The organism is Bradyrhizobium sp. CCBAU 11361, assembly GCF_028128935.1.
Lineage (GTDB): Bacteria > Pseudomonadota > Alphaproteobacteria > Rhizobiales > Xanthobacteraceae > Bradyrhizobium > Bradyrhizobium niftali.
Window position 1 is genome coordinate 63,659 of record NZ_LBJZ01000176.1, and the last position, 24,533, is coordinate 88,191.

Here is a 24,533-nt window from a genome sequence, read left to right on the forward strand (position 1 = left end):
CTTCTCACTCCGTCTTGAGCGCCTCGATCGGGCTGAGTCTGGACGCCTTGTGGGCGGGGTAGAAGCCGAAGATCAGGCCGGTCGCGATCGAGAAGACGAGGGCAAGGCCGATCGCCTCGCCGTCGATCGAGGTGATCCATCCGGCCATGCGGGCGACGGTCATCGAGAGCGTGATGCCGCCGGCAACGCCGATGGCGCCGCCGAGCAGGCAGAGGACGAGCGCCTCGCAGAGAAACTGGAGGCGGATGTCCCGCATCCGCCCGCCAAGCGCGCGGCGAATCCCGATCTCCCGCGTGCGCTCGGTGACCGAGACGATCATGACATTCATGATGCTGATGCCGCCGACGAGCAGCGAGACCGAGGCGATGGCGACGAGCAGGAGCGCCACGGTGCGGATCGCGCCCTGTTGCGCTTCCATGGCGGCGGCCGGATCCTGGACCTTGAAGTCGTCCTCCTGGCCGGCGGGGACACGGTGGCGCTGCCGCAGCAGGCTTTCGATCTCCGATCGCGCGCCCGCCATCTGACCGTCCGCGGCCACCTTGGCAATGATGTAGGCGACCGAATCCCGGTTGATGTTGCTCGCGCTGCCGAGGAAGCGCAGCTTGGCCGTGCTGAGCGGCACGAAGGCGACGTCGTCCTGCGCCGGGCCCTTGCGATCGAGCACGCCGATCACTTCGAGCGGCACCTTCATGATCCTGATCTGCGCGCCGATCGGGTCGTCGCCCGGCGCGAACAGTTCGCGCGCGACCGTGCTGCCGAGGATCACGACCTTGCCGGCGCCGGCCTCCTCGGTGCCGGAGAAATAACGTCCGGCCGCGAGCTGCCAGTCGCGCACCATGAAGTGACCGGTCGTGGTGCCGTTGATGGTCGTATTCCAGTTCTTGCTCTCGTGGATGACCTGCGCCGTTCCGGCGATCGAGCCGGCGGCGGCCTGGATCTCCGGAATCTGCTCGAGGATGGCCTGCACGTCGCTCTCGGTCATCGTCAGCTTGCTGCCGTCCTTGAGGCGCACGCCGCCCTGATAGACCGCGCCCGGCGTGATCATCAGCACGTTGGCGCCGATCGAGCGGATCTGCTCCTGGAGGCGAAGCTGCGCGCCGGACCCGATCGCAAACACCGTTACGATCGAGGCGACGCCGATCACGATGCCGAGCATGGTGAGGAAGCTGCGCAATGGGTTGAGGCGCAGGGCGTGCAGGGCGATCTGGAAACCCTGGAGCATCGTCATGACACCGCGCTCCGTTTCGGCAGCAGCGGAACCAGCGTCTCGTCGCTGACGAGCTCGCCGTCGTGCAGGCGGATCGTGCGCCGGCACTGCGTCGCGATGCCGGGGTCATGCGTGATCATCACGATGGTCTGGCCGGTCCGGTTGAGCGCGGCGAACAGCGCCAGGATCTCGGCGCCGGTGCGGCTGTCGAGCGCGCCGGTCGGCTCGTCGGCGAGCACGATCAGCGGGGAGGCGATCAACGCGCGCGCGATCGCGACGCGCTGCTGCTCGCCGCCCGAGAGCTGCCGCGGAAAGTGATGGGCCCGGTGCAGCATGCCGACGGCCTGAAGGCTCTGTTCGGCGCGCGCCAGGCGCGCCTTGCGGCTGATGCCGCCATAAACCAGCGGCAGTGCGACGTTCTCGATCGCATTATGGCGCGCAAGCAGGTTGTAGGACTGGAACACGAAGCCGATGCTGCGGGCGCGCAAGGACGACCGGCGATCTTCCGAGAGCTCGGCGACATTCGCTCCCTCGAGATGGACCTCGCCCTCGCTCGGCAGGTCGAGCAGCCCGATCATGTTCATCAGCGTCGACTTGCCGGAGCCCGACGGTCCCATCACGGCGACGATCTCGCCCGGCGCGATGTCGAAGCTGACGTTGCGCACCGCCGCCACCGCGACCCCGTCGGTGCGATAGGTCCTGGATACGGACCGGAGACTGATGAGGGGATGGGGGGCAGTCATGATCCGAACCTGATTCCGAAAAACTCCATGCCCGCCGGCCGGATGGCCTGGCCGACGGCGACCTGGCTGCCTTCGACGAGGTCGCCGCTCTTGAGTGCGACCTGTTCGGTGCCGGCCGCGCCGACCGTCACCGCAATGCGCTGGAGCGAGCCGCCGGCAGTGCGCACCCACACGCCGCTGTGCGCGGTGGTCGGTTCCGGACGCGCGCCGGACGGCTGGAAACGCAGCGCGGCGAGCGGCACCTTCAGGACGTCGTCCTGCCGCTCGATCACGATCTTCACCAGGGCCGTCATGCCAGGCAGCAGGGCGCCGTCGAGATTGGAGGTCGACAGCACGACGGTGTAGGTGACGACGTGCTGCTGGTTCTGCGGCGCCTTGCGCACCTGCCGCACCACGGCCTCGAAGCGGCGGTCGGGGTAGGCATCCACCGTGAAATAGGCGCGCTGTCCGGAGGCGATACGCCCGATATCGGCCTCGTCGACCTGGGCGTGAATCTCCATGTCTTCCAGGCGATGGGCAACCACGAAGGTGGTGCGCGACTCGAGGCCAACCGCGAGCGTCTGGCCCTCGTTGACGAACCTGCCGACGACGACGCCGTCGATCGGCGAGCGGATCACGGTGCGGTCGAGATCGGCCTGGGCCGCGGCGAGAACGGCCGCTTTCTCCGGCACCGCCATTCGGGCCTGTTGCAGCTCGGCTTCGATCCGGCGGACGTCGGCCTGCGCGCCTTCCACGGAGTAGGCGTTGAGCGACATGAGGACCTCGGCCTCGCGCTCCTGGGCCAGACGGGCCGTGAACTCGGTCTGTGCGTCGTCGACCGTCGTCGTCGCCACCACGTTTTGCGACTGGAGCGCCTGCTTGCGCTGCAAGGTCTTCTGTGCCGAGCTCTTGACCGCCTGGGCGCTCTCGAGCTTGGCGGCGAGCACGTCGCGGCTACCCTTTGCGTTCTGCAGATCGATCCTGGCGCGATCGAGCTTGGCGCGCGCGATGTCGACCAGGGAATTGGAGACCGCCAGGGAAGCCTTGGCTTCGTCGACCTTGGCCGCGAAGCTGCGCGGATCGATCAGGGCAAGCGGCTGGTCCTTGCTGACGGTGTCGTTGAAGTCGACATAGACCCGGGCGAGCTGCCCCGACAGCTGGGAGCCGACCTCGATCGTCTTGACCGGCTGTAGCGCGCCGGTCACGGTGATCGTCTGCTCGATGCTGCCGCGCTGGATCGCGGCATAGCGGAACATCGGCGTATCCGACCCGAAGGCCGAAGCTTCGCGCCTGCCGGGTACGAGCAGCCGTTTCGTCGAGTCATAGGCGTGAGCCGCCGTGTCTGCCGCGCTCCCGGCGGCGCCGGCGACGACGGCCGGCTCTGTGGCGAAGGCCGCGGCGAGGGCGCATGCAGCACCGAGCAAGGCAATAATTGGCACAAATCGCATATCAAAAACCCGCCTGCTTGAAATGGCTTCGTTGCCGGTGCGGAGCGAGATCGCGCTATGGTTGTAAATTGTCAAAATCGATATCGATACGTCAGTATGTCGTCGCGGCCGGGGCGTCGGTCGGGCGTGCTGAACGATCCAGAAGTAAAATGCGCGGGCGCGACCTTTCGTGATTTGCGTGAAGTGCATACCCGGCGTATTCCAGAGGTTGCGCGCGGTATCGAACTCGATAGCTGACTGAACGTCTCGTGTGGTTTGGCCCAACTGGCCGGCCGCCGGTGTTCGAGTTGGCGCATGAGTGGCGACACCATGACGCAGTTGGGCGATAGCTCGGTCGAGACGCCGAATTGCCGCATCCTCGATATGGCGTCTCGCGGTGACGCCGCCATCGGCGGCATCGAGACCTTTCCATCACGAAGCCCGATATGTGAACGCCTTCACTCGTCTCGGCCGGGTGTTGGCCTTAAGACGTCGAACCGACGGGTAGACGCGACTCGACCGGTTCTCGCCGGTGCATTCAAGAACCTTGTTATCGCTTGCAAGAACAATGGATGGCTCGTTGCTGGATCATCGAGGCCAGGTCCGGGAGTTTGATGCAATGGATTCAAATCAAGCTACAGTTTATGTCGTTGACGACGAAATCGAGATACGAAGCGCGATCGGCAGACTTTGCGAGGAGACGGGACATCAGGTGAGGCTGTTTGCCTCGACGGACGAATTCCTCAGGGAGAGCCTTTCCGACGGACCCTCATGCCTCGTGCTCGACGTCCGCTTTCCCGGCACGTCGCCGACCGGACTGGAGCTTCAGCGCAAGCTCGCCGAATCGGGCGTGCCGATTCCGATCGTTTTCATCAGCGGCCACTCCGACGTCCGTGTCTCGGTCGAGGCGATGAAGCGCGGCGCGGTCGAGTTTCTGCCAAAACCCTTTCGCGAACAGGAGATCCTCGATGCGATCAGGCATGGCATTGAGCGCGACCGCAGGCGGATGGAGCGCGAACGCGCCGTGCGCGAGGCCCGGCAGCGCGTCGAGGCGCTGACGTCGAGGGAGCGCGAGATCATGCTGCTGATGGCCGAGGGGCTTGTCGCCAAGCAGATCGCGGCGAGGCTTGGCGTGAGCGAAGTGACGGTGAAGGTCCATCGCGCCCGGATGATGCGAAAGATGGAGCTGCGGTCGCCGATCGAGGTGGCGCGGCTGATCGACAGCATGGGACGCGAAGCCGAGACGACGCGCGCCAGTGCGGGACAGCCGCAAATCTGAGGTTGCGAGTGGCGACATGCCGCGCAACGTCTAGTCCGTACCGATTAGCATGAACTGCAGTCTGTCGCGATTGCCGCGATCGGTTCAGAGTTATCCCACGATGTCGGTCGCATTCAGGACCAGCATCCGAAACCAGTCAGACAACTTGGCCAGAAAGGGATACTCCATGCGCAAATTGTTTTTTGTTTCCGTTGCCGTGCTCGCTCTGTCTTCCGCGGCCCAGGCCGCCAACACGTCCACCACGGTGCAGCTCGGCATCGTGAACTCCTCGAGCGTCACGCAGAACGGCCTCACCAACGACAGCTCGTCGACGACCCAGGTCGGCATCCTGAACGGTGCGTCCACCATGCAGGGCACCAGCTCGCCGTCGCTCAACAACTCCAGCACCGTGAACCAGATCGGCGTGCAGAACACGGCGACCACCGGCCAGGTGGCCTTCATTAACAACGGCAGCTCGATCACCCAGAATTCGTTCGGGCCGGCCGCGCTCCAGAACAACTCCGCCAGCGTCGGCCAGCTCAGCGGCTTCGGCATCAACACGAGCACCGTCTCGCAGACGGCGCACTGAACCATCTCGTCGACCGGACGCGTCACAGCGCGGCGCGTCCGGCCCATTCTCGAAAGCACCGCCATCGGGCGGGCCGACCGGTCAGGGATCGCTCGCCTATTCTCGCGGAGGACATGACATGCGGATCACCTATCTCGTTGTGACGGCCATCGCGCTCAGTGCGCTCTCTGCCGTCGATGCAAAGGCCGGCAACTCGGCCAGCGTGCTGCAGTTCGGCACGACCAACAGCTCCTTCATCTCGCAGACGGGCTCGACCAGCAACAACGCCACGACGTTGCAGTTCGGCGCGACCAATACGGCGACCACCTTGCAGATGGGGTCGCTGCTCACCGTCAATACCGCGGTGACCGGGCAGGGCGGCACCACCGCGACGGCGTCCAACACGGCGCTGACCGGCCAGGTCGGCGGCGCCAATTCGAGCCTGATCGGCCAGATCGGCGCGAACAATGTGGCCGGCGTCGGGCAGCTCGGAATCCTGAACGGCTCGACGATTCTCCAGCAGACTCCGTGAGCAATTCGGAAGTGGTGAGGCACGTCATGAAACGTCTCTTGAAACGTCTCTTGGGAAGCGCGGGTGCCGCAACGCTCGCTCTCGGCTGCGCCGGCGCCGGATCGGCCGGCGCCCAGACCGCCGACATCAAGACCATCGTGTCGGTCGGCGGACCGCCGGTCGTGCTGAACCAGAACAGTCAGCTCAACATGGCGGGCGTGTTCATGATCGGCGGCAGCACCAGCGCGACCGTTGTCCAGAACGGCACCAACAATGCCACAGGCGTCCTGCAATTCGGCGGGACGAATTCGGCGTCGATCGGGCAGGCCGGGATGAACAATTTCGCCTTCGTCGGCCAGACCGGCCAATCGGCGACCAGTCTCGTGTCACAGCTCGGCGCCATGAACACGGGCACGGTGGCGCAATTCAGCAAGGTCAACACGTCGACGATCGTCCAGACCGGTCCGTAAGGACGCGCGAACTCATCGGCGTCGGGAACCAGCGGGGAAGCGCGATGCGGTGCGGCAGAGAGGCCTTGAAGCGGGTTCTGGCTGTGGCGGCGTTGCTTGTCGCCGTCGGCACGGCGACGCAGGCGCCGGCCGGATCGGTCCACCGCAGCGTGACCAACCGGAACGTGAGCATCGAGACGATCGTGCAATTCGGCAACGACGTCCAGCCTGTTACGATCGAGGAGAACAGCCGCATCAACATCGCGCGGGTGATCCAGATCGGCGGAACGGGAACGGTGGATGCGACCATCATCCAGAACGGCACGCGCAACTATGCTAATGTGATCCAGGTGGGCGGCACCACCAACGCTGCGATCGGTCAGTCCGGCCTCAGCAACACCGCCGACATCACCCAGATCGGCAATTCCACCAACGCGCTCCTGCTTCAGATCGGCGACATGAACTCGGGAGCGGTAAGGCAGTTCGGACGTTTCAACTGGCTGGCGATCTTTCAGTTCGGCCGATGATGGAGGTATGACATGAGGTTGCTCCTGCTCGCATCCGGAATAGGATTCATGAGCGTGGTTGCGATGGCGCCGGCCGGGGCCGGCGATGGCCATACCACGGTGGTCCAGGACGAAAACGGGACGGCGGCGATCACGCAAAGCGGCGATCCCGCGCAGGCCGAGGTCAGGATCGAGAAAGAGCCCGGGCGCACCACCGTGTACCGGCGCAGCGGCGGAAACACCGCGATCGTGACGCAGGGCACCGGCAATGCGCAGGACTTGCTCGATTGGCTGCGCAAGCACCAGCAAGACCACTGACACATCCGCTGTCGCAAGAAGGCCCGTCGTCCGTGACAGGACGACGGGCCTCGTTGCAAAGGCGGAATTCCGGGCGTTCTGCCGCACCGGGTTCCCCGTTAATCCCGTGTCTTAACCAATAATTAATTATAGGTTTGCGGGTGGGCGACAGCCCGGCCTAGCGTGCGGTGGGGAGCCGCCGAAGCCAAACGAGTTGGTGCGTATCATGATGTCCAGATCACATGGCAGATCATTTGGGGCGCTGCTCGCCTCGCTCAGCGCAGCCGCGCTGCTCCTTTCGTCCAGCGACAGTTTTTCAAGGCCCGGCGGCGCCGCTCCGCATGGGTTCACTGCGGCGCCGCCGACTGCGGCAATGCGTCCGCCGGTCGCGCCGGGTGCGCGGTTCCGCGGCCGCAACACGCCGTGGGTCTATTGGCCGGGCGGAGGCGGGTTCTTTTACGACGGCGCAGGCTATAGCCAGCCCTTCGCCGATGCCGGACAACCGCTCTCCACCGACGTGCGCTACACCTACACCTATGACGTTCCCTGGGACTGGACGCATCGCTTCCCGCCCAACGTGGTGCCGTCCGATCGGCCCTATGTGCCGAGCTGCCCGACGGAGCAGGTGACGGTGCCCGGCCGCGGCGGCGGCGAGCACACCGTCAACATCATGCGCTGCTACTGAGCAGCGCGTTGCTTTTTGAGCATGATCTCTTCGGAAAACCGCTTCACACTTTGCGCTAACGCGGCCCTTCGGGTCCGGATCATGCTCTAACCCAGCTCGAAGCTGGTCACGCCGAAGACACGGTCGAGCCGCAGCGGCGGGATCGGCCCCGTGTACATTCGCGCCGTCTCGAACACCGGCTTGAGGCCGAGCTGTTCCGCGAGCGCGATGGCCTCGCGATTGACGGCGGGGACATCGAGGAAGACTTCGCCACCGTTCGCGCTCGCCAGCAATGCCTGCACGACCGCTTCGGCCGCCGCGCGATCGTCGGCGACGAGCGGGCCGATCTTGCGACCGGTCCGGCACGGGCGGATCACGCCCCATGCGGCGAGCATGCCGTCACGCAGCAGCGCGCGGCCGACATGGCCTGAAGTCTTGATCCAGGCGCGCAGGAAGGCGCTGCGCGGCGCGGGGAACACCGTTGCGTCGTCGGCTTCGACGAGCGCGAACGGGATCGTGTCGAGCGCGACGACGTCGGCGGGCGGCCCCGGTGGCGCGGCGACGGTGCCGCCATAGCGGATATTGGCGTAGGCAAGCTGGAAGCCGGACTTTTTGTAGTTGTCCTGCTGCGCCACGACGCCGTCGAGGCCGATCACGCGGGGACGCGCATGCGCGATCGCCGCGTTCCAGATGCGCAGGCCGTAGCCCGAACCGCGGAAGTCCGCGCGCACGATGTAGAAGCCGAGAAAGGCGAAGCGGTCATCGTAATTGACGCAGGAGACGGTCGCGACCGGCTCGCCGCCGATCTCGCCGACGAAGAAACCTTGCGCGTCGGGGATGGCGAAACAGGCGGCATCGGACAGGCCCGGATTCCAGCCCTCCGCCGCGGCCCAGTCGACGGCGATGGAGATCTCCTCGGGGCGCAAATTGCGGATCTGCAAATCGCTCATGGCGGATGCCTTCGACGGTGGACCTGCCGGCAAGTCTGGCGGTAGAAGGCCTCATGATAGGCCGGGCCCGCGGCTCGCCTCAAGACAGGGATGATCAGTCATGGCAACAGAGAAAGTCGCTCTCGTCACCGCCGGCGGCAGCGGCATGGGGGCAGGGGCCGCGCGGCGGCTTGCGGCCGACGGCTTTCGCGTCGCGATCCTGTCGTCCTCCGGCAAGGGCGAGGCGCTGGCGGCCGAGCTCGGCGGGCTTGGCGTCACCGGCTCCAACAAGTCGAATGACGATCTGAAGCGCCTCGTCGACGGCGCGATGGCGAAGTGGGGGCGCATCGACGTGCTCGTCAACAGCGCGGGCCATGGACCCCGCGCGCCGATCACGGAGATCACCGACGAGCAGTGGCACACCGGACTCGATACGTATCTCCTCAACGTGATCCGGCCGACCCGGCTGGTGATGCCGGTGATGCAGGCGCAGAAGAGCGGCGCCATCATCAACATCTCGACCGCCTGGGCATTCGAGCCGAGCGCGATGTTTCCGACCTCGGCGGTGTTCCGCGCAGGCCTTGCCGCCTTCACCAAGATCTTCACCGACACCCATGCCGCCGACAACATCCGCATGAACAACGTGCTGCCGGGCTGGATCGACAGCCTGCCGCAGCTAGATACGCGCCGCGACAGCGTCCCGATGAAGCGCTACGGCACGGTCGAGGAGATCGCAGCGACGATCTCGTTCCTGGCGTCCGACGGTGCAGCCTACATCACCGGCCAGAACATCCGTGTGGACGGTGGGCTGACGCGCTCGGTCTGACGCCGGCAGATTCGCATCACGTTCGCGCGGGCCTTGTCGTGATGCGACACGGCCGCGCGCTGCGCGCCGCCGATGAAGGACGAGGCGTGGCCGCTGGGTCACACTCCTCATCCGCTCGCGCGACGTGGGGCGCACACTACGTCACAGTCCCTATGAACTTCGTCACAGCCCAAGACGGCATGGGGCCGGCAGCCTATGCCCGATCTGCGCCGGATGCCTCTCGCCCGCGCGCATTCGAAACGCGAGCTGATCGCGTGGGCATGGAGACTGGAATGAAGACGTTTTTGCTGGCGGTCGCTTCGGTTGTTTTGGGCACGGCATCGGTGCAGGCGGCCGACCTCGCGGCGCAGTACACCAAGGCGCCGATGATGGCGCCGGCCTACAACTGGACCGGATTTTACGTCGGCGGCAATGTCGGCGGGCAGTGGGGCAGCTCCGATCCCAGCACCTCGACCGTGTTTACTCCGGCTGGCTATTTCAACGCCAGCAGCGTCCCCGCCGTCAACACGGTCGGTGCCCAGGGCATCAACAGCTCCAGCGTGACCGGCGGCTTCACCGCCGGCTACAACTGGCAGGTCAACCATGCCGTGCTCGGCCTCGAAGGCGACATCAACTATTTCGGCTTCAAGGGTAGTGCCTCGGGCACGGCCCTGTATCCCTGCTGCGCACCGGACACCTTCACCGTCAATTCGTCGGTCTCGGCTGACTGGCTCGCCACCATCCGCGGCCGCCTCGGTTTCCTGGCGGCTCCGACCTGGCTGATCTACGGCACCGGTGGTGCCGCGATCTCCGAGGTGAAGGGCAACTTCACGTTCACCGACACCTTCCTCGGTGGTGCGGCCGAATCCCGAACGATCCGCGACACGCGTATCGGCTGGACCGCAGGCGTCGGCACCGAATATGCCTTCGGCGGCGGCTGGTCGCTCAAGGCCGAATATCTCTACGTCGATCTGGGCCGCGCTACGGCGACCAGCACCAACCTGGTCGGCTCCGCCGGCACGTTGCCTTTCCCGAGCAGCGTCTTCACCCACTCGGTGGACATCAAGTCGAACATCGTGCGTGTCGGCGTGAACTACAAGTTCGGCGGACCGGTCGTCGCCAGATACTGAGCTTCATCCCGTTCCTGATCTGGCGTGGAAAGCCCCGGCTCAGCCGGGGCTTTCTGTTTCGAGGGCCGGCTTCAGTGCGAGGCCACGAGCTTCGCCAGCGCCGGCAGGATCCTGTAGCGCGCGATCTCGTGCGGATATTCGCCGCGATTGGCCAGCAGCACGATGCCGAGCCGCCGCGCCGGCACGAGGCCGAGATAGCCGGAGGCGTTGTTCAGGCCGCCCGGCTTGTCGACGACGGTGGCCTCGGGAAGATGCACCGTCTCCCAGGCCATGCCTTGCCCGAATTTCTCGTCGACGCGGAAGGCCTCGTGCTGGGTCATCCGTAGCGCCTCGCGCAAGTGCGGATCGACCGAGCGGCCATCGACGCAGGCCGCAACGAAGGTCGAAAGATCCCGCGGCGAAGAGAACACCTGGCCAGTGCCGGGAAAGTCAAAATAGCTCTGCTGGTTGCCGCGCGGCCCGATCGCCATGCCCTGATCCGAATAGCCCTGGACGACCCGCTGCATCCACGCTGCATCCATGACGGGGCGATTGTCCTCGCCGCGTTCGGGCACCGAGGTTGCGGTCATGCCCAGCGGCTTGAAGATGCGCTGTTCGAACTGGGTTGCGATCGGCGCGCCGTAACAGTGTTCGAGCACGAGCTGGAGCAGCACGTAGCCGGCATGGCTGTAGATGCGCTGCCTGCCGGGCGCTTCGCCAGCCCGCGGTCTCCAGGCGTTGAGCATCTCGATGAACTGTGCGCGCGAGAACTGCTCGTTGGGCCAGGGCGGATGGTCGGTCGGCAGCAGCAGTCCCGACGTGTGCGTGACGAGCTCGCCGACGGTGACGCGGCGGATGCTGTCGCCGGTGAGCTCGGGCAGGTATTTCGGCAGGGGATCCTCGAGCCGCAACTCGCCGCGAAGCGTGCCGAGCGCGACCAGCGTCGCCTCGAACGGCTTGCGCAGCGAGGCGAGGTTGAACAGCGTGTCCGATGTGACCGGCCATCGCGTCGTGTCGTCGGCAAAGCCGTAGTTGAAAAACTCGACATGGCGGCCGGCATAGAGCGCGGCGGCGAGGCCGCCCGGTTGGTCCGGCGTCGCGGTCGGCGCCAGCTCGTTGGCGACGATGTCGCGCATCTGCGCGATCATGTCGGAATCCGCGGCCGCCTTGCGCGGGCTGATGAGGCTGATTGCGAGCGGAAGCAGGGCCGCCTTGGCGAAGCCACGCCGGCTGATCGAAAGAGGTCGTGAGGTGACAAGTGGGGACACGCGCTTGATGAACAGATTGCCGACGCCCCCGGCGGCAGTCGTACCTGCAAACCGCGTCCCGCCTCAATTCACAATCGCGCGCTGGAAGTTCCGCAGCGGACCTTCCAGCCGCCGATCCCGCGTGCGGCCGCGCCGACGGATTTTACTTAGCTTGTCGGCTAACAATAATTGACATGGGTTCGCGGCGGGTCTATAGTTAGCTACATGGCTAACCAATTGTCTCGACTGGACCAGATTTTTTCCGCGCTCGCCGACCCGACACGGCGGGCGATCGTGATGCGGCTATGTGCCGGCGAGGCCTCGGTCGGCGAGCTCGCCGAGCCGTTCGACATGGCGCTGCCGAGTTTCATGAAGCACATCCACGTGCTGGAGCTGAGCGGACTGGTGCAGTCGGAGAAGTCCGGCCGCGTACGCACCTGCCGCCTCAGCCCCGAGGCGCTCGTCGGTGCGGAAGACTGGTTCCAGCACCAGCGCGCGATCTGGGAGGCGCGTCTCGACCGGTTCGAGGCCTATGTGATGAAGCTCAAGAAGGAGAGGGCGGCTGCCAGGCAGCCGTCCGGAACGACCGACAAGACAACCAACAAGCCAAGCAAACGGAAAGGTACTGAGTGATGACGAATGCTGCCAACGCCGCCCTGTCGCAATGGTCGATCGACCGCGAGATCGTGATGTCGCGCGTGATCGACGCGCCGCGTGATCTGGTGTTCGAGGCGTGGTCCGATCCGAAGCACCTGCCGCAATGGTTCGGGCCGAAGGGATTCAAGATCGAGACCTTCGAGATCGACGTGCGCGTCGGCGGCGTCTGGCGCTTCAACATGATCGGTCCTGACGGCACCGTCTATCCGAACCGCATGCGCTTCCGCCGCATCGAGCGGCCGAAGTTGATGGAGATGGATCACGGCGTCGACCAGGACGACGATCCCAGCATGTTCCGCTTCACCCTCACCTTTGCCGAGCAAAGCAACGGCAAGACCGTGCTGATGATGCGGCAACTGGCCTCGAGCACGGAGCAGCGCGACGGAATGATCGGGTTTGGCGCCGTCGAATACGGCTACCAGACGCTGGATAAGCTCGCGGGGTATGTTGGTGGGATGAAGAAATAGAGTCCCCGCGTTATTCCGGGGGCCTCGAAGAGGCGCCCCGGAATAAGCTCGGAAACGCATGGGGAGAGCAGCCGCCTTCGCGAATATGACAGCGCGCAGGTCAATTATGACAGCGCCATAACGTAGATTTTTGTCGCGTCGTGCCGCTGATTTATGACAGAATTGCTACCGTTAGATGTCACATCGATTACGGCGGAGCGATTCATGTTGCAGTGGCAGGCGCGGTCAAATCCCCTCGCGTGGTGGTGGGGGTCGCTCACGCTTGTCAGCAGTGCCAACATTCTCGTCTGGTTCATGCTGTACCGCGAGTTCTATCCGACCGTTGCCGGCAGCGCCGGCGGCGGTTCGGATATCGGGCTGATGTTCCTGCTGTGCGCCGGCTATGTGTTCGGCTGCGCGTTCCGATCGTTCCTGCCGCGCGCCGACGTGCAGCGCATCTGTCTGTTCGACACCTGGCTCTCCAGCGTGTTCGTCGGCCGCACCGTCGCGACCGTGGCCGAACTGTGCTTCGTCGCGCAATGGGCGATCATCCTGCATCAGCTAGGTCACATGACGGGGGCGGAGACCGCGGTGAACATCGCGCTTGTGATCGTGCCCATCATCATCATCGCGGAGTGCTTCTCGTGGTACGCGGTCGTCACCACGAACTTCCTCTACAACGCGATCGAGAACTCGCTGTGGGCGGTGACGTTTTTCCTCGCCGGCATTGCGCTGTGTCGCCTGATGCCGGAATTCCAGGGCGTGGTGCGCTGGGCGCTGATCGCCGGCATCGTCGGCATCGCCTGCTTCCTCGCCTTCCTCGTCACCGTCGACGTGCCGATGTATCTCAGCCGCTGGCGGGCAGGGCATGAAGAGGGCAACAGGCTGCTCGGCTTCCTCGAAGGCCTGCATGACGTCGCAACGCGGTGGGTGGTGACCCACGACATCGCGCACTGGAAGGGCGAGCTGACCTGGATGTTCCTGTATTTCACCGCCGCGGTCTGGTCGAGCCTGGCGCTCTGCGCGCTCTACGCGATGGAAGGCTATCTCACGCGTTATCTGGCCTGAGCGTTACTTGCCGACCAGGCTGCACTTGCTGCGGTCGAGCGGGCGGAAGGCCTGGTCGGGCGGGATCGTCGCGACCAGCTTGACGAAATCCCACGGGCCTTTTGACTCTTCCGGCGTTTTGACCTGGACCAGATAGAGATCGTGCACCATGCGCTGGTCCTCGCGGATGCGGCCGTTGGTGGTGTAGGCATCCGACACCGGCGTCGCCTTCATCTTGGCCATCACGATCGCGCTGTCGTCCGAGTCGGTGTCCTTGATGGCCTGCAGATAGTGGCGTACGGCGGAGTAGACCCCTGCCTGGATCTGCGAGGGCATCGCCTTGCGGCGCGCATGGAACGCATCGGAAAATTTCCGCGCCGCCGGCGAGACGTCCTCGAAGAACGAGGTCACGATAAGGTCGCCGCGCGTCGCCTTCAGGCCGACCGCTTCGATATCGACATTCTGGAACGACATCGGCACGATCTTCATGCCCTGCGCGGCGAGCCCGAATTCTTCGGCCTGCTTGATCGCGGTGGCGTTGTCGCCGGCGACGTTGATTGCGAGAATCTTTGCACCCGAGGACTGCGCCTGCAGCAGGAACGAGCTGTAGTCGGGCGTGCCGAGCTGGGCTTTCACGCTGCCGGCAACCTTGCCGCCGAGCTCGGTGATGCGGGCGCGCGCGGTCGCCTCGATCGAATGGCCGAAGGCGTAGTCGCCGGTGATGAAGAACCACGGCTCCTTGCTGGTCTGCATGATGCCGGAGACCACGGCGGTTGCGGTGGAGTAGGCGTCCTGGGTCCATTGCACGCTGGTTGGCGCGCAGGCCTCATCGGTGAGCTGGTTGGCGCCTGCGCCGGAGACGAGGAAGATCCTGCCGTTGCCGCGCACCAGCTCCTGCACCGCGAGCGCCGCGCCCGAGCTGCCACCGTCCGCGATCGCCTGCACGCCGTCGCTGAACCACTTTCGCGCGAGTGAGGCTGCGAGGTCCGGCTTGTTCTGATGGTCCGCCTGCAGGATCTCGACGGGCTTGCCATTGATCTTGCCGCCGAACTCGTCCGCAGCCATGCGCGCGGCCTCGACCGAGCCCGGGCCCATGGCAGTGGCGAAAACCCCGTTCATGTCGGTGAGGACGCCGATCCGGATGGCTTCGCCCTTGATTTCGGCGCGTGCGGCCGTGCCTGCGAGCGCCAGCATGATCAGCAGAATGGCGGTGGAGGTCGTGCGGTGAATGGCCATGGCGTTTCCTGATTTGTTATCGTTTTGATTTGATCGAAGGCAGAGGTCACTCCGGTTCGGCGATGACCTTGTTGCGCAAGACACCGATGCCGGAGATCTCGACCTCGACGGTGTCGCCGGGGCGCATCCACAAAGGCGGCGTGCGCTTTGCGCCGACGCCGCCGGGCGTGCCCGTGACAATGACGTCGCCGGGGACCAGCGGGCAGATCGTCGAGATGTAGGCGATCAGCCCGGGGATGGCGGTGATCAGGAGATCGGTGGTGGTGTCCTGTACCACCGTGCCGTTGAGCCGGGTCCGCAAGGTCAACCTTGACGGATCGGGGATCTCGTCCGCCGTCACCAGCCACGGGCCGAAGCTGCCGCTCTCTGCAAAGGTCTTGCCGGAAAGGAACTGGCTGGTGTGGCGCTGCCAGTCGCGGATGCTGCCTTCGTTGTAGCAGGAATAGCCGGCAATGTGGTCGAGCGCGCGGTGTGCGGGGATGTGGCGGCCTTCCTTGCCGATGACGAGCGCAAGCTCACCCTCATAATCGAAATCGTCGCTGACTTTTGGCTTCACGATCGGCTGGAGATGGCCAACCTGGCTACAGGGGAAGCGCACGAACAGCGCCGGCTTCTCGGTGACGGTACGGCCGGATTCGGCGACGTGGTCGCGATAGTTCAGGCCGACGCAGATGATCTTGCCCGGATCAGGGATGACGGGTGCGAAGCTGATCTTGTCGAGGGCATGATCGGGCGTCATGGACGCGACGAGCTTTGCCGCCTCGGCAACGCGATCGGCTTCGAGCAGCTGCCTCAGTGTCCTGAGGCCTGCCATGCGCGCGCCGAGATCGACCACGCCGTTGTCCTTGATGGCCCCGAAGGAGGCGCGACCGTCGGCGATGAAAGAGAGCAGCTTCATGAGATATCCTTGGAATGCGGGTTCGGTCAGGCCGCGGACGGCACGTGGGTTGGAGCAGTGACGGCGGCGACGAGCCGTTCGAGCTCGGAGTCGTTGCGGGCAGTGCCGCGCACATAGCGGTCGGGACGGACCAGCGCGGCGATGATGCCGTGCCCACACAGCCAGGGCCCGACGCCTTGGGCGTCGTCGCCGGTCAGGATCGCGATCCCGGACTGCGACAGGGTGAGACGCGACGGCAGCGCGGCCGCGGTCTCGACGAGCAGCACATGGTTATAACCGGTCAGGTCGTCGCTGCTGCGTCCGTCGCGCAACTCGAACTGCGGTGCGAGATGCCCGGCCAATGGCAGGCCGTCGAGCGCAAGCCCGGGGCCGAGCAGGGGCTTTTTCACCTCGAGCTTGACCGGCGCATTCGCGCGGACTTCGCCGACCGCCAGGCCGGCTTCGATCGCCTTGGTGTTGATGAGACCGCCAAGGCGGATGGCGAGCTCGATGAACTCGCGCACATGCGGTTGGCGCTCGCTCTGATAGGTGTCGAGCAATTCGGGCGCGGCGCCGTCGCGGATGATCGCGCCGAGTTTCCAGGCGAGGTTGGCCGCATCACGGATGCCGGCGCACATGCCCTGTCCGAGGAAGGGCGGGGTCTGGTGTGCGGAATCGCCCGCGAGCAGCAGCCGTTCGCTCCGCCACTGCTGCGCGATGACGGAATGAAACGTGTAGACCGCGGCGCGCTCGATCTCGGCATCGTCGGGCGTGATCCAGCGCGACAGCAGCTCCCAGACCTTGGCCGGCTGCGCCACATCTTGCGAATCCTCGTCCGGGAGGACCGTGATCTCCCAGCGCCGCCGCCTGCCGGTGCCTCGGACATAGGTCGCCGGCCGCCGGGGATCGCAGTGCTGGATGCTGTAGTCGCCGAGGTCGGCGCGGTCGCGCTTGAGCAGCACGTCGATCACCAGCCAGCGCTCGTGAAAGCCGAGATCGTCCATGCCGGAGCCGATGAAGCGGCGCACCAGAGAGCGGGCACCGTCGCAGCCGATGACATAGCCGGCGCGCACCTCGCTGAGCTGTCCGTTGGCGAGATCCTCGTAGCGGACGCGCACGCCGGTCTCGTCCTGATCCAGTGCGAACACGTCGCAGCGGCTGCGCAGGGTGACGTGCGGCCAGCGCGCAAGGCCGCTGATCAGCACGTCCTCCAGATCAGGCTGGTGGAAGCGGTAGCTGAGATTCCAGCCCATCGGCGTGAGCGTCTGCGGGCGCGACCAGTCCAGCAGCATCCTGCCGCCGGCGTCGAGAAAGAGCATCCCGGGGCTGAGGATGACATGCGGCAGGATCGCGTCGGCGAGGCCGATGGTCTGGAACACGCGCATGCATTCGTCGTCGAAATGCACCGCGCGGGGCAGGTGATGGGTCCGCGCCTCGCGGTCCAGCACCAGCGTCCGGACGCCGCACAGGCCGAGCAGATTGGCAAGTGTCGCGCCGACCGGGCCACGGCCGACGATCACGACATCAAACTCTTCGGGGGCGGATTTATCCTGCATGGGGCTATCTCTTCCCCAAGCCGCACCGCGGCATCAATGCCGCTGCGCCAAGTGTCCGCCCAGCGGACGGACCGCTAGACCTCGACCGGAATGGCCGACGCCGTCTCCTGAAGCTGTCCTGCAAACTGCGCCACCGCCTCCTCGATCCCGAGAGCCGAGCGAATCCAGATGATGGAGATGCAGCCGAATACGGCGCCGTTCCGAACGATGGGCACGGCGATCGAGGCGGTCTTGGGGTTGTATTCGCCCTCGCTGCGGATCGCGTAGCCGCGCGCGGCGGTCTCCGCGATCATGCGGTCGAGGCGGGCTTCGTCGAGGAAGGGGCGATCGTCGGCCTCGTCGATGCGGCGGAGATGATTGACGATCAGGTCGCGCTCGCGCACGGGACAGGCGGCGAGATAGGCGCGGCCCGCGGACGTCCGCAGCATCGGCAGGCGTTTCCCGATCATGCCGCGGTCGATCGAGAGCGGACTGCGGGAATGCGTGGTTTCCTGTACCACCATCGCCGCGTTCTCATATGTCGAGAGATCGACCGGCCAGACCAGGTTCTTGCTCAGTTCAGCCAGATAGGGCGCCGCCACCTGGCAGATCACCACGCCGGGATCGTAGCCGTCGCCGAGACTGAGCGCGCGCCGGGTCACGCGAAAGCGGTCGTCGCTGGCGCTACGGGCGACATAGCCGAGTTCCTCCAGCGTCTCGAGCAGGCGATAGACGGTCGGGCGAGGCAGGTCGAGTGCGCGGGCAACGTCGCCCGCGCGGATGCCGCCGGACCGATTGACCTCGTGCAGCACGTCCAGACCACGCTTGAAGGCACGGACGCCCTCCGACTGCCGCGGCGCTCCGGTCCGCGTCCGCTCCTTGGACACTTCGCATTTCCTCCCTTGTGCCGCTTCGCTCCGCGACTATCGTCATTGCAAGCGCGAAGCGATCGCGGACGCCACCGTAGGATCGTGCGCGGCCGGTATCAAGTTCGCCGCGATGCGGCGGGTGCGATGCCCTCGGGAGGACGTCGATGGAAATCACCGCGCTTGGTTATGTCGGGATCAATTCGTCGCAGATCGACCAGTGGAGCCGGATGGCGACAGGGCTGCTCGGCATGCAGCAGGTCGATCGCGGCGGCAAGATGCGGGCCTTCCGCATGGACGACCGCAAGCAGCGGCTGATCGTCGACGGCAGCAGCGATGCCGGGCTGGCGGTGATGGGCTGGGAAGTTCCCTCAACCGCCGAGCTCGACGGGCTTGCCGGCCGGCTGGAGGGCTACGGCGTAAGTGTGACGCGCGGATCGCGCGCACTCGCGGACGAACGGCATGTGGCCGAGCTGATCACGTTTGCGGACCCTGCCGGCAACCGGCTTGAGGCCTTCTGCAAGCCCGAGCTTGCGACCGAGCCGTTCAAGCCGGGGCGACCGATCTCGGGCTTTCGCACCGGCGCGCTCGGCATGGGGCACGTGGTGCTGAACGTCGAGGACGTCGAGCCGCTGTTGCCGTTCTACCGCGACGTGCTCGGCTTCCACGTCTCCGATTTCGGACTCAAGCCCTATGGGCTCTATTTCTTCCACGTCAACGGCCGCCACCACAGCTTTGCGATGGTTGGTTCGGGACGCAGGGCGCTGCATCATTTCATGGTCGAGCTCGGGAGCCTCGACGATGTCGGGCAGGGCTACGACCTCGCGCAGCTCGATGACGGCCGTATTGCCTATACGCTGGGGCGGCACACCAACGACCACATGACCTCGTTCTACGTGAATACGCCCTCGGGCTTCTTCATCGAATATGGCTGGGGCGGTCGCATCATCGAGCCCGAGACCTGGCAGCCGCACGAGACCTTTGACGGCCCGTCGTTATGGGGCCACGAGCGGCTCAACATGCCGGAGGAGCAGCGCAAGCGCTTGCGGGACATGAGGCTGGACGCAGCGGCCCGCGGCGTGCGCGTCGCCGACCCGCGTGTGCCGCCGCTGAACTGCGCATGGCTGGACGCGGTGGTCGCGCGCGAATGATCAGCGGCCAAGCGGGATAGCGCAGGCTGAGGTCAGGCCTCGCCGAGATCGACCTGCGTCAAGATTCCCTGGCGCAGTGCCAGGCGGACCAGCTCGATGTCGGAGTCGACGCCGAGCTTGTCCTTGATCAGTGAATGCAGGTTCGCCACCGTCTTCGGACTGACGTGGAGCGTCTCGGCGATCTCCTCCGTCGTCTGCTCGGCCAGCAGCAGTCGCAGCACCTCGAACTCGCGCGGCGTGAGGACGTCGGCAGCCGAGCTCTCGCCGCTGATGCGGCTCAGTGCGAGCTCGTGGTCGATGTCGGGGCTGATGGCGATCTTGCCGGCGAGCACGTCCATCACCGCGCGCACCAGCGTTTCGGGCGGGCTCATCTTGGTGACATAGCCCCTCGCACCGGCCCGGATCGCCTGCACGGCGAAGCCCGCATTCTGGTGCATGGTGAAGACGAGGATTCTTGCGCCCTTGTCCCACTGCCTGATCCGCCTGACGGCCTCGATGCCGCCGATGCCGGGCATGCTCAAATCCATGATGACGAGGTCGGGTGCCTCGGATTTGAACAGACGGTAGGCCTCCGCGCCGTCGGCGGCTTCGGCGACGACGCGCAGGCCCGGTTGCTTCTGGAGTACCGAGCGATAGCCTTCGCGGACGACGGAATGGTCGTCGACCAGCAGGATGGTTGCGTCGGCCGCGCTCATGCCGCGTGCTCCAGCACCGGCCGATCGGCGGTGACAGGGATGGTGACGCGCAGCGCAGTGCCGCCATGCGGGCCGGCCTCGAAGCTCAGTCGGCCACGCAGGGCCGCGACGCGCTCGCGCATGCCGAGCAGGCCCATTCCGGATTTCGCGGCGGGATCGCTCGACCGTCCGTCGTCGTCGATCGCAAGTGCGATCTCGTCGGTATGCATCGTCAATTCCAGGCTCACCTTGGTTGCGTCGGCATGCTTGGCGGCGTTGGTAAGGGCCTCCTGCACGATGCGATAGAGGCTGGCGCTGATCGCGGCCGGGAGGGTCTCGAAGGCGCCGTCGAACCGGATCGCAAACCGCGTCTCGCCGCGGCTGCGTCCGTTCCAGCCGGCGACCAGGCCTTCGAGGCTGGCGACCAGCCCGAGCTCTTCGACATCGGGCGGACGCAGCCTGAACAGCGTGCCGCGCAGCATCTCCATCATGCCGGTAGCGGTCCGTGCGATGCCGTCGCATTCGGACAGCAGGGAGGGGCAGTCCTGCGCGGCGGTCTGGCGGGCGGATGAGGCGAGCGCGCGGATGGCGGCCAGCGACTGGCCGAACTCGTCGTGCAGCTCGCGCGCGAGATGGCGGCGCTCCTCGTCCTGGAGCGCGATCAGCTTTCGCGTCAGTTCGCTGCGCTCGGCAAGCGCGGTGTCGAGGCTCTCGGCGAGATGGTTGAAGACGTCGCGGATGGCGGAGAGCTCGGCGAGGTCGAACGGCGGCAGCCGTGCGGCGAGGTCGCCGGCCGCGATCCGCTCGAGGCCGGTGCGGATCATTCGGGTGGGGCGCAGCGCCCGCGCCAGTGCCGCATAGACCAGTGCGCAGAGCAGCGGCAGTGCGATCGCAAGCGCGATCATCAGGCGGCCGGCCTCGTGCCAGGCCTCCGCCGTCTGCACGGCCGGATCGACCGAGACCACGGTCTCGCCGAGCTTCGCTCCGCGTACGATCACTGGCCGCGCCGCCTCGCGGCCGGGGTCGAACAGGCTGCGATAGAAGGCCGCGAAGACCTGCGGCGGCGGGTTCGCCGGGGTAGGCGCGCCACTACAGAACCGCTGGAGTATGTCGCCGCTCGTGCCACGGAATGCCAGACACAGGCCGGGCGTCATCACGTAGGCCGATACGGGGTCAAGATTGGGGAAGTCCGAGCGCGGGCTTGCCACCCACTGGACCTTGCCCTGTTGCAGCTCCAGCGACTTCGCCACGATGGCGGCGATACCGTCGATGCGCGCATGCGCCTCGCGGTCAGCCGTGACCAGGAAATAGGCTGATATCGCGGCGAAGCAGGCGGCCGATATTGCGGCCACGCGCAACGTCAGACGGACCTTGAGATCGGATCTCGGGCGGTTCCACATCGGCGGGCACCTGGCGCGAACGGGTTTGTTGCCTCCGCATTAAACGGCAGAACGCAAGCGGCGGAAAGCGCTGCGCTTACCGCAGTGCAACGTCGTGAAATTTTCCCGGCACTCGCCGGGACGGACACGGGTGCATGGCCTGCGGCGACCATCCAGTTTTTCGGGCCGCTGCGTCACACGAGGCCCGCTCATGCACCTGTCCCGGTTGATCTTCGCCCTTCTCCTTGTCGTCCTTCCGGCGGCCTATTCGCCGGCCGGCGCCGAGGTCGCCATCGGCGTTGCCATGGACGACTTCAGCTATACCGATACGTCGGCCGAGCCGGCCAACCAGACCGCCGCCCATGAGCGGCGGCTGTCGGCGTTCATGGCCGCGCTCAGGCGCGATATCAGTGCGGACGGGCGCTACCGGCCAGTGCCGTCGACGCAGGACGGCGCGGCCTTCAAGGTGATCGGCGGCATTCAGAAGACGAGCACGCTGGTGCAATGGGCCAAGGTCGCCGTGATCGACGTCGGTGCCAAGAAGATCGTGATGGACAAGCTCTACACCTTCCGCGGCGACAATGATGAATCATGGGAGCGCGCCGAGATCTTCGTGTCGCGTGAGGTCATGGCCGCGCTCGGCGCACAAGCGCCGGTCGCGCTGGCGGTGTTCGAGTTCGAGCTCGAGGACATGACCGCGGCGTCGATGGGCGTCTCGGCCAGTTCGGATGCGTCGTACCTGGCTGAGGTCACCGGCAGCGTGCGCGAGGCGCTGGGCCAATCCGGTCGCTACCGCATCGTCGATGTCAGCGGCGAGGCGGTGAAGGCGCGTGCCTTGCGGGACTGTGGCGGCTGCGAGGCGGCGATTGCGCAAAGGCTCGGCGCCGACCAATCGCTGATCGGCGTGGTGTCAGCCGCACCGAGTACACGCTCGGCTTCCAGGTCCGCGATGCCAGGACCGGCGCCGTGGTGTCACGCGGCGACAGCGGCCTGCGCATGGGCGCGGACTATTCCTGGAAGCGCGGGGCTGTGCGGCTGGTCAGTGACCGGCTGATCGAGAGCCAATAGCGCCAACCATGACCTTGATTTTGAGCATGATCTTATCGGAAAGCCGCCGCACACTTTTCCGGATCATGCTCTAGAACGTCAACTGCACCTTCATCGACTGCGCGCGGTCGCTGGCAAGCTCGAAGGCGGCGACCGCGTTCTCGAACGGCATGGTGGCCGTGATCAGCGGCTTGACGTCGATCAGGCCTTCGCCCATCAGCCGCACCGCGAGCTCGAACTCGGGATCGAAGCGGAAGGTGCCGCGCAGCTGCAATTCCTTGGCGACGATGGAATTGATCGGCAGCGTCATCTCGCCGCCGAGGCCGAGCTGCACCAGCGTGGCGCCGGGCCTCAGCACGTCGAGTGCGATGCGCAGCGCCGCCTGGTTGCCGGAAGCCTCGAACAGCGTGTCGAACACGCCCTTGCCGGCGCGCCAGGGATCGAGCGCGGTGGCATGGGTCGCGACGTTGATGGCGTGGGTGGCGCCGAGCTTCTTGGCGACCGCGAGCGGCGCGTCGGCGACGTCGGTCACCACGATCTCGGCGGCGCCGCCGAAACGCGAGACCAGGATCATCAGTGCACCGATCGGGCCGCAGCCGGTGATCAGCACGCGCTTGCCGAGCAGGGGGCCGGCCTGCTTGCCGGCATGAAGGCATACCGCGAGCGGTTCGGCGACCGCGGCCTCGGCCAGCGACAGCTTGTCCGCGATCGGCACGGCCTGCGTCGCATCGACCGTGAGGAACTCACGGAAACCGCCCTGCACATGGGGAAAGCGCATCGCACTGCCGAGGAAGCGCATGTCGAGGCACTGGTTGCGCATGCCTTCCTGGCAATGCAGGCACTGGCCGCACGGCTTGCTCGGATTGACCGCGACGCGCGTGCCCGGCTTCACGCTGGTGACGCCGTCACCGACGGCTGCGACCACGCCGGCGATCTCATGGCCCAGCGCCATCGGCTGCTGGATGCGCACGACGCCGAAGCCGCCGTGATGATAGTAATGCAGGTCGGAGCCGCAGATGCCGCCATTGGCGATCTTGACGCGGACCTCGCCCGGGCCGGGTGCCGGATCGGGGTAGCTGTCGATCCGCAGGTCTTTCGGGGCGTGAATGACGACGGCGCGCATGGGCTCGCTCCTCAATAGGCTTCGCGGGTCACATCGCGGCGATCATGCCGCCATCGACATAGATGATCTGGCCGTTGACGTAAGTGGAGGCGTCCGACGCCAGGAAGATCGCCGCGCCGACCAGCTCGTCCGGCCGGCCCCAGCGCTTCGAGGGAATGCGGCCCATCAGCCAGTTGTTGAAATCGGTGTTGTTGACCAGGGCCTCGTTCATGTCGGTGAGCATGTAGCCGGGGCCGATCGCATTGGCCTGGATGCCGTGCTGGGCCCATTCCACCGCCATCGAGCGGGTCAGGTTCTTGATGCCGCCCTTGGCGGCGGTGTAGGGCGCGATGGTGGGACGCGCGAGCTCGCTGCCGAGCGAGCCGATATTGATGATCTTGCCGTGCTTGCGCGGGATCATGCGCTTGGCCGCCTCGCGGCCGATCACGAAGGCGCTGGTGAGGTTGGTCTCGATCACCTTGCGCCATTCGTCGGTGGTGAACTCGACCAGCGGCTTGCGGTGCTGGATGCCGGCATTGTTGACGACGATATCGACGGCAATGCCTTGTCTGTCGAAGTCGTTGAAGGCGGCAACGATCGCCGGCTCGTCCGTCACGTTGAAGGCCGCGCCTTCGGCCTGATGCCCGGCGGCGCGAAACTCGGCGACGGCCTGCTCGACGCGCTTGGGGTCGACGCCGTTGATGATCAGCCTGGCGCCGGCCTTGGCCATGCCCTCGGCGATGGCGCGGCCGAGCCCGCGGGAGGAACCGGTCACGAGCGCGGTGTGGCCGGAAAGGTCGAAAAGGGCGGTGCTCAT

The 24,533-nt window shown here is 65.9% G+C and carries 26 protein-coding genes and 1 pseudogene; 14 read left to right on the forward strand and 13 right to left on the reverse strand.

What is annotated here, in order from left to right; all coding sequences use genetic code 11:
- Positions 1-4: 4 nt before the first annotated feature.
- Genes XI08_RS21165 through XI08_RS21175 form a run of 3 tightly spaced genes read right to left on the reverse strand, consistent with a single transcriptional unit; the run spans position 5 to position 3,377 of the window.
- Positions 5-1,228 carry an ABC transporter permease gene (locus XI08_RS21165; RefSeq protein ID WP_271575816.1) on the reverse strand — a complete coding sequence of 408 codons (1,224 nt, stop codon included), beginning with the start codon at positions 1,226-1,228 and terminating at the stop codon, positions 5-7.
- Entirely contained in the window at positions 1,225-1,950 is a 726-nt protein-coding gene (locus tag XI08_RS21170) for an ABC transporter ATP-binding protein (protein ID WP_027549274.1), read from the reverse strand. The genes XI08_RS21165 and XI08_RS21170 overlap by 4 nt, the downstream gene beginning before the upstream one ends.
- Positions 1,947-3,377 (reverse strand): efflux RND transporter periplasmic adaptor subunit, encoded by a 1,431-nt coding sequence (locus XI08_RS21175; RefSeq protein WP_271575817.1) that lies wholly within the window; start codon positions 3,375-3,377, stop codon positions 1,947-1,949. The genes XI08_RS21170 and XI08_RS21175 overlap by 4 nt, the downstream gene beginning before the upstream one ends.
- A 598-nt stretch (positions 3,378-3,975) precedes the next feature.
- Here XI08_RS21175 and XI08_RS21180 point away from each other — a divergent pair.
- The 7 genes from XI08_RS21180 (at position 3,976) to XI08_RS21210 (ending at position 7,630) form a co-directional block, all read left to right on the forward strand.
- The gene (locus tag XI08_RS21180) at positions 3,976-4,635 is read left to right on the forward strand and encodes a response regulator transcription factor (protein ID WP_027549276.1); all 660 of its coding nucleotides are present in this window, start codon (positions 3,976-3,978) and stop codon (positions 4,633-4,635) included.
- A 166-nt stretch (positions 4,636-4,801) separates the two neighbouring features.
- Positions 4,802-5,203: a curlin subunit CsgB gene (locus XI08_RS21185; protein WP_271575818.1), complete on the forward strand. Its 402-nt coding sequence runs from the start codon at positions 4,802-4,804 to the stop codon at positions 5,201-5,203.
- A gap of 118 nt (positions 5,204-5,321) precedes the next feature.
- Positions 5,322-5,714, forward strand: a complete 393-nt coding sequence (locus XI08_RS21190) for a curlin (protein WP_027549278.1) — start codon at positions 5,322-5,324, stop codon at positions 5,712-5,714.
- A gap of 26 nt (positions 5,715-5,740) precedes the next feature.
- Complete coding sequence (locus tag XI08_RS21195; RefSeq protein ID WP_271575819.1) at positions 5,741-6,163, forward strand: curlin; 423 nt, start codon at positions 5,741-5,743, stop codon at positions 6,161-6,163.
- Positions 6,164-6,228: 65 nt separating this feature from the next.
- Positions 6,229-6,669, forward strand: a complete 441-nt coding sequence (locus tag XI08_RS21200; RefSeq protein ID WP_271575820.1) for a curlin — start codon at positions 6,229-6,231, stop codon at positions 6,667-6,669.
- A gap of 12 nt (positions 6,670-6,681) precedes the next feature.
- Entirely contained in the window at positions 6,682-6,966 is a 285-nt protein-coding gene (locus tag XI08_RS21205) for a hypothetical protein (RefSeq protein WP_027549281.1), read from the forward strand.
- A gap of 205 nt (positions 6,967-7,171) precedes the next feature.
- Complete coding sequence (locus tag XI08_RS21210; RefSeq protein ID WP_271575821.1) at positions 7,172-7,630, forward strand: hypothetical protein; 459 nt, start codon at positions 7,172-7,174, stop codon at positions 7,628-7,630.
- Between the two features lie 86 nt (positions 7,631-7,716).
- On the opposite strand, the gene XI08_RS21215 is transcribed toward XI08_RS21210, so the two are convergent.
- Complete coding sequence (locus tag XI08_RS21215; protein ID WP_271575822.1) at positions 7,717-8,559, reverse strand: GNAT family N-acetyltransferase; 843 nt, start codon at positions 8,557-8,559, stop codon at positions 7,717-7,719.
- Between the two features lie 100 nt (positions 8,560-8,659).
- On the opposite strand from XI08_RS21215, the gene XI08_RS21220 reads away from it, so the two are divergent.
- Together XI08_RS21220 and XI08_RS21225 are read left to right on the forward strand one after the other, a co-directional pair.
- Positions 8,660-9,364 (forward strand): SDR family oxidoreductase, encoded by a 705-nt coding sequence (locus XI08_RS21220; protein WP_271575823.1) that lies wholly within the window; start codon positions 8,660-8,662, stop codon positions 9,362-9,364.
- A gap of 272 nt (positions 9,365-9,636) precedes the next feature.
- Positions 9,637-10,473 (forward strand): outer membrane protein, encoded by an 837-nt coding sequence (locus XI08_RS21225; protein WP_027549285.1) that lies wholly within the window; start codon positions 9,637-9,639, stop codon positions 10,471-10,473.
- A gap of 71 nt (positions 10,474-10,544) precedes the next feature.
- Here the strand turns inward: XI08_RS21225 and XI08_RS21230 are convergent, their stop codons facing one another.
- Complete coding sequence (locus tag XI08_RS21230; protein ID WP_442869850.1) at positions 10,545-11,720, reverse strand: serine hydrolase; 1,176 nt, start codon at positions 11,718-11,720, stop codon at positions 10,545-10,547.
- A 204-nt stretch (positions 11,721-11,924) separates the two neighbouring features.
- Between XI08_RS21230 and XI08_RS21235 the strand changes: the two genes are divergently transcribed.
- From XI08_RS21235 to XI08_RS21245, 3 genes are all read left to right on the forward strand, one after another.
- Positions 11,925-12,332: an ArsR/SmtB family transcription factor gene (locus XI08_RS21235; protein WP_271575824.1), complete on the forward strand. Its 408-nt coding sequence runs from the start codon at positions 11,925-11,927 to the stop codon at positions 12,330-12,332.
- Positions 12,332-12,823, forward strand: a complete 492-nt coding sequence (locus XI08_RS21240; protein ID WP_271575825.1) for an SRPBCC family protein — start codon at positions 12,332-12,334, stop codon at positions 12,821-12,823. The genes XI08_RS21235 and XI08_RS21240 overlap by 1 nt, the downstream gene beginning before the upstream one ends.
- A gap of 204 nt (positions 12,824-13,027) precedes the next feature.
- Positions 13,028-13,870: a hypothetical protein gene (locus XI08_RS21245; protein ID WP_271575826.1), complete on the forward strand. Its 843-nt coding sequence runs from the start codon at positions 13,028-13,030 to the stop codon at positions 13,868-13,870.
- Between the two features lie 3 nt (positions 13,871-13,873).
- Here XI08_RS21245 and XI08_RS21250 read toward each other — a convergent pair whose 3' ends face one another.
- From XI08_RS21250 to XI08_RS21265, 4 genes are all read right to left on the reverse strand, one after another.
- On the reverse strand, positions 13,874-15,085 hold the full coding sequence (locus XI08_RS21250; protein ID WP_271575827.1) for an ABC transporter substrate-binding protein: 1,212 nt from the start codon (positions 15,083-15,085) through the stop codon (positions 13,874-13,876).
- A gap of 46 nt (positions 15,086-15,131) precedes the next feature.
- Complete coding sequence (locus XI08_RS21255; protein WP_271575828.1) at positions 15,132-15,983, reverse strand: fumarylacetoacetate hydrolase family protein; 852 nt, start codon at positions 15,981-15,983, stop codon at positions 15,132-15,134.
- Positions 15,984-16,009: 26 nt separating this feature from the next.
- Positions 16,010-17,518, reverse strand: coding sequence for a bifunctional 3-(3-hydroxy-phenyl)propionate/3-hydroxycinnamic acid hydroxylase MhpA (gene mhpA / locus XI08_RS21260; protein ID WP_271575829.1), 1,509 nt, complete (start codon positions 17,516-17,518; stop codon positions 16,010-16,012).
- A gap of 74 nt (positions 17,519-17,592) precedes the next feature.
- Complete coding sequence (locus XI08_RS21265) at positions 17,593-18,384, reverse strand: DNA-binding transcriptional regulator (RefSeq protein ID WP_271575830.1); 792 nt, start codon at positions 18,382-18,384, stop codon at positions 17,593-17,595.
- A gap of 146 nt (positions 18,385-18,530) precedes the next feature.
- Between XI08_RS21265 and XI08_RS21270 the strand changes: the two genes are divergently transcribed.
- Complete coding sequence (locus tag XI08_RS21270) at positions 18,531-19,514, forward strand: VOC family protein (protein ID WP_271575831.1); 984 nt, start codon at positions 18,531-18,533, stop codon at positions 19,512-19,514.
- Between the two features lie 32 nt (positions 19,515-19,546).
- Here the strand turns inward: XI08_RS21270 and XI08_RS21275 are convergent, their stop codons facing one another.
- Positions 19,547-20,209: a response regulator gene (locus tag XI08_RS21275; RefSeq protein ID WP_271575832.1), complete on the reverse strand. Its 663-nt coding sequence runs from the start codon at positions 20,207-20,209 to the stop codon at positions 19,547-19,549.
- Entirely contained in the window at positions 20,206-21,588 is a 1,383-nt protein-coding gene (locus tag XI08_RS21280; RefSeq protein ID WP_271575833.1) for a sensor histidine kinase, read from the reverse strand. The genes XI08_RS21275 and XI08_RS21280 overlap by 4 nt, the downstream gene beginning before the upstream one ends.
- 685 nt (positions 21,589-22,273) lie before the next feature.
- Here XI08_RS21280 and XI08_RS46410 point away from each other — a divergent pair.
- Positions 22,274-22,635: pseudogene (locus XI08_RS46410) on the forward strand (DUF2380 domain-containing protein).
- A gap of 70 nt (positions 22,636-22,705) precedes the next feature.
- Here the strand turns inward: XI08_RS46410 and XI08_RS21290 are convergent.
- Positions 22,706-23,737 carry an L-idonate 5-dehydrogenase gene (locus XI08_RS21290; RefSeq protein ID WP_027549298.1) on the reverse strand — a complete coding sequence of 344 codons (1,032 nt, stop codon included), beginning with the start codon at positions 23,735-23,737 and terminating at the stop codon, positions 22,706-22,708.
- A 28-nt stretch (positions 23,738-23,765) separates the two neighbouring features.
- Complete coding sequence (locus tag XI08_RS21295; protein ID WP_027549299.1) at positions 23,766-24,533, reverse strand: SDR family oxidoreductase; 768 nt, start codon at positions 24,531-24,533, stop codon at positions 23,766-23,768.

Excerpts from the sequence above, each read along its gene's own strand:
- XI08_RS21165 (WP_271575816.1), bottom strand. The coding sequence starts at position 1,228 with ATGACGATGCTCCAGGGTTTCCAGATCGCCCTGCACGCCCTGCGCCTC.
- XI08_RS21170 (WP_027549274.1), bottom strand. The coding sequence starts at position 1,950 with ATGACTGCCCCCCATCCCCTCATCAGTCTCCGGTCCGTATCCAGGACC.
- XI08_RS21175 (WP_271575817.1), bottom strand. The coding sequence starts at position 3,377 with ATGCGATTTGTGCCAATTATTGCCTTGCTCGGTGCTGCATGCGCCCTC.
- XI08_RS21180 (WP_027549276.1), top strand. The coding sequence starts at position 3,976 with ATGGATTCAAATCAAGCTACAGTTTATGTCGTTGACGACGAAATCGAG.
- XI08_RS21185 (WP_271575818.1), top strand. The coding sequence starts at position 4,802 with ATGCGCAAATTGTTTTTTGTTTCCGTTGCCGTGCTCGCTCTGTCTTCC.
- XI08_RS21190 (WP_027549278.1), top strand. The coding sequence starts at position 5,322 with ATGCGGATCACCTATCTCGTTGTGACGGCCATCGCGCTCAGTGCGCTC.
- XI08_RS21195 (WP_271575819.1), top strand. The coding sequence starts at position 5,741 with ATGAAACGTCTCTTGAAACGTCTCTTGGGAAGCGCGGGTGCCGCAACG.
- XI08_RS21205 (WP_027549281.1), top strand. The coding sequence starts at position 6,682 with ATGAGGTTGCTCCTGCTCGCATCCGGAATAGGATTCATGAGCGTGGTT.
- XI08_RS21210 (WP_271575821.1), top strand. The coding sequence starts at position 7,172 with ATGATGTCCAGATCACATGGCAGATCATTTGGGGCGCTGCTCGCCTCG.
- XI08_RS21215 (WP_271575822.1), bottom strand. The coding sequence starts at position 8,559 with ATGAGCGATTTGCAGATCCGCAATTTGCGCCCCGAGGAGATCTCCATC.
- XI08_RS21220 (WP_271575823.1), top strand. The coding sequence starts at position 8,660 with ATGGCAACAGAGAAAGTCGCTCTCGTCACCGCCGGCGGCAGCGGCATG.
- XI08_RS21225 (WP_027549285.1), top strand. The coding sequence starts at position 9,637 with ATGAAGACGTTTTTGCTGGCGGTCGCTTCGGTTGTTTTGGGCACGGCA.
- XI08_RS21235 (WP_271575824.1), top strand. The coding sequence starts at position 11,925 with ATGGCTAACCAATTGTCTCGACTGGACCAGATTTTTTCCGCGCTCGCC.
- XI08_RS21240 (WP_271575825.1), top strand. The coding sequence starts at position 12,332 with ATGACGAATGCTGCCAACGCCGCCCTGTCGCAATGGTCGATCGACCGC.
- XI08_RS21245 (WP_271575826.1), top strand. The coding sequence starts at position 13,028 with ATGTTGCAGTGGCAGGCGCGGTCAAATCCCCTCGCGTGGTGGTGGGGG.
- XI08_RS21250 (WP_271575827.1), bottom strand. The coding sequence starts at position 15,085 with ATGGCCATTCACCGCACGACCTCCACCGCCATTCTGCTGATCATGCTG.
- XI08_RS21255 (WP_271575828.1), bottom strand. The coding sequence starts at position 15,983 with ATGAAGCTGCTCTCTTTCATCGCCGACGGTCGCGCCTCCTTCGGGGCC.
- mhpA (WP_271575829.1), bottom strand. The coding sequence starts at position 17,518 with ATGCAGGATAAATCCGCCCCCGAAGAGTTTGATGTCGTGATCGTCGGC.
- XI08_RS21270 (WP_271575831.1), top strand. The coding sequence starts at position 18,531 with ATGGAAATCACCGCGCTTGGTTATGTCGGGATCAATTCGTCGCAGATC.
- XI08_RS21275 (WP_271575832.1), bottom strand. The coding sequence starts at position 20,209 with ATGAGCGCGGCCGACGCAACCATCCTGCTGGTCGACGACCATTCCGTC.
- XI08_RS21280 (WP_271575833.1), bottom strand. The coding sequence starts at position 21,588 with ATGTGGAACCGCCCGAGATCCGATCTCAAGGTCCGTCTGACGTTGCGC.
- XI08_RS21290 (WP_027549298.1), bottom strand. The coding sequence starts at position 23,737 with ATGCGCGCCGTCGTCATTCACGCCCCGAAAGACCTGCGGATCGACAGC.
- XI08_RS21295 (WP_027549299.1), bottom strand. The coding sequence starts at position 24,533 with ATGAGCACCGCCCTTTTCGACCTTTCCGGCCACACCGCGCTCGTGACC.